The organism is Paenarthrobacter sp. CM16, from assembly GCF_013179505.1.
Classification (GTDB): Bacteria; Actinomycetota; Actinomycetes; order Actinomycetales; family Micrococcaceae; genus Arthrobacter.
The window spans coordinates 1-2,867 of the sequence record NZ_JABMCX010000434.1 but is presented as its reverse complement, the minus strand read 5'-3'; the positions used below and the strand labels follow the sequence as shown (position 1 = coordinate 2,867).

Annotated in this window: 3 protein-coding genes; all 3 read left to right on the top strand. The window is 62.6% G+C overall.

Going from position 1 to position 2,867, the window contains the following annotated elements; genetic code table 11:
* Positions 1-267 precede the first annotated feature (267 nt).
* Positions 268-1,851, top strand: coding sequence for an acyl-CoA carboxylase subunit beta (locus HP499_RS23000; protein WP_172326380.1), 1,584 nt, complete (start codon positions 268-270; stop codon positions 1,849-1,851).
* A complete protein-coding gene (locus tag HP499_RS22995; RefSeq protein ID WP_026541413.1) occupies positions 1,848-2,102 on the top strand; it encodes an acyl-CoA carboxylase subunit epsilon in 255 nt (84 codons plus the stop codon). Before HP499_RS23000 ends, HP499_RS22995 begins: the two co-directional genes overlap by 4 nt.
* A gap of 66 nt (positions 2,103-2,168) precedes the next feature.
* A partial coding sequence (locus HP499_RS22990) for a DUF885 family protein (protein WP_172326379.1) occupies positions 2,169-2,867 on the top strand: 699 nt, incomplete at its 3' end.

The following is a 2,867-nucleotide window of genomic DNA, read 5'->3' as shown; positions in this document are numbered from 1 at the left end:
CGTAGGGAGTCTGCGTGGGCGCAAGTGCGCCGGAAGCGTCGTTGCTTGAAGTCATGGGGACACTCTAACCCAACCATGTTACTGGCGGGTAACATGCGGGTGGCTTTGGCTTGGACGCGGAAAATTGTAGGGTTTCTACAGCGGTTCGCGGCAAAGGCGTCACTAGACTGGCATGCGGGGCCTGTTCTTTGTACGGAAGCTACTTAAGCTTCATGACCAACACCGAATTGCGCCAGCGAAAATCAGCTACAGAGCCGGAGACACTTGATGAGCCACGATCTGACAACGACAGCGGGAAAGATTGCAGACTTCCGCGACCGCCAGGCCCGTGCAGAGCAACCTTCCGGCCCGGAAGCGATTGAGAAGCAGCATGCACGGGGCAAGAACACTGCCCGCGAACGCATTGATCTCCTGGTTGATCCGGGCTCCTTCGTCGAATTCGACGCCCTCGCAGTGCACCGCTCAACTGCCTTTGGCATGGAGAAGAAGAAACCCCTGGGCGACGGTGTGGTCTCCGGATACGGAACCGTTGATGGCCGCCTCATCGCCATCTACAGCCAGGACTTCAGCATCTACGGTGGCTCGTTGAGCCAGGTCAACGGCGAGAAGATCGTCAAGGTCCAGGAATTCGCCCTCCGCAACGGGTGCCCTGTTGTGGGTATCAACGACGGCGGCGGCGCGCGCATCCAGGAAGGCGTCGCCTCGCTGGCCATGTTCGCTGACATCTTCCGCAACAACGTCCACGCTTCCGGCGTTGTCCCTCAGATTTCCCTCATCATGGGCCCGTGCGCCGGCGGCGCCGCCTACTCCCCTGCCTTGACCGACTATGTGGTGATGGTGGACAAGACCTCGCACATGTTCATCACCGGCCCCGACGTCATCAAGACGGTCACCGGCGAAGACGTGGACATGGAAACCCTCGGTGGGGCACGCCAGCACAATGCCACCACCGGAACCTCCACCTACCTTGCCTCCGATGAGGCTGACGCGATCGAGTTCGTGCGCGAACTCCTGGACTTCCTGCCCTCGAACAACCTCTCCGAAGCACCCGTGGTGGAGCACGACCAGGAACTGGAACTCAACGACGACGACCAAGCACTGGACGCGCTGATCCCCGATTCCGCCAACCAGCCCTACGACATGCGCAAGGTCATAGAGCAGATCGTGGACGACGCACACTTCCTCGAAATGCAGTCCCTGTACGCACCCAATGTGATGATCGGCTACGGCCGCGTTGAGGGACACACCGTGGGCATCGTGGCCAACCAGCCCATGCAGTTCGCTGGAACCCTGGACATCTCCGCCTCAGAAAAGGCTGCCCGCTTTGTCCGGCACTGCGACGCCTTCAACATCCCCATCATCACCCTGGTGGACGTCCCCGGCTTCCTGCCCGGCAAGGACCAGGAATTCCAAGGCATCATCCGCCGCGGCGCCAAGCTCCTGTACGCCTACGCCGAAGCAACGGTCCCCAAGCTCACGGTCATCACCCGCAAGGCTTACGGTGGAGCGTACATCGTGATGGGCTCCAAGAAGCTCGGCGCGGACCTCAACCTCGCATGGCCCACCGCCCAGATCGGCGTCATGGGCGCCCAGGGTGCCGTGAATATCCTGTACCGCCGCGACCTTGCTGCCGTTGCCGAAGCCGGCGGAGACGTGGAAGCCAAGCGCGCCGAGATTATCCAGGGCTACGAGGAAGAACTCCTCAACCCGTACCAGGCAGCTCAGCTTGGCTACGTGGACGCCGTCATCGCTCCGTCCGACACGCGCCTCCAGATCATCCGCGGCCTCCGAGCCCTCCGCGACAAGCGCGCCAGCCTGCCCACCAAGAAGCACGGAAACATCCCGCTGTGACCACGCCCAAGCATCGCGCCGATTCGGCGCCGGACGCCGCTCCCGCAGAACCCGCCGTCCCGCTGTTCTCGGTGGTCAAGGGCGAACCGACAGCCGAAGAGCTCGCGGCGATTGCCGCCGTCGTGGTTTCACTCGGTACGCAGCAGGAGGCTGCCGCAGCCAAGCCGAACGTCCGGCATTGGGTGCGACGCCAGCAGCTGCGCCTGGACCCGTCACCGGGCCCTGGCGCATGGAAGCGCAGCCGCGGCTAGTTTTCCCGCACGTAGAAAAGTTCAACAACCCTTTCACGTAAGCGGTGTCGCAGCTAGGCTCTGTGGGTGACTACTGCAAACACTCCTGTACGCCCGAAGTCCGCCATCGATGCCGTCGCTGACGCGTACACAGAAAAGTTGATCGAACTCAATCCCGGCTTTGCCACCACGCTGGGCCTGCCGGGACACGAAACCGAATACCAGGACTACTCCCCTGCCGGTGCCGAGGCTCACGCGGAGGCCACAAGGTTGGCCCTGGATGCCCTGGCAGGCCTTGAGCCGTCTGACGACGTGGATGCCGTCACCCTGGACGCCATGCGCGAGCGGCTCGGCTTGGAATTGGAGATCCACGAGTCGGGTTGGGACCTCGCCGACCTGAACAACATTGCCTCTCCTGCCCAGGACATCCGCGCCATTTTCGATCTCATGCCTACCGAGACCGTTGAACAGTGGGAACACCTTGCCGGCCGTGCAGCCAACGTTCCTGGCGCCATTGAAGGCTACATTGAGTCGCTTCGCTCCGCTGCCGACGCCGGGAAAGTAGCCGCCGCCCGCCAGGTCCGAATCGTGATCGAGCAGACGGGCCGCTACGCCTCAGAGGATGGCTTCTTCGCCAAAATGGCCACCAACGCTGCTATTGATGGCTCCCCGCTGCCCGCCGAGGTTCAGTCAAAGCTCGACGCCGGAACTGCGGCCGCACGTTCTGCGTACAGCGCCTTGGGTGAATTCCTTCGGGACGAACTGTTGCCCCTGGCGCCGGAGAAG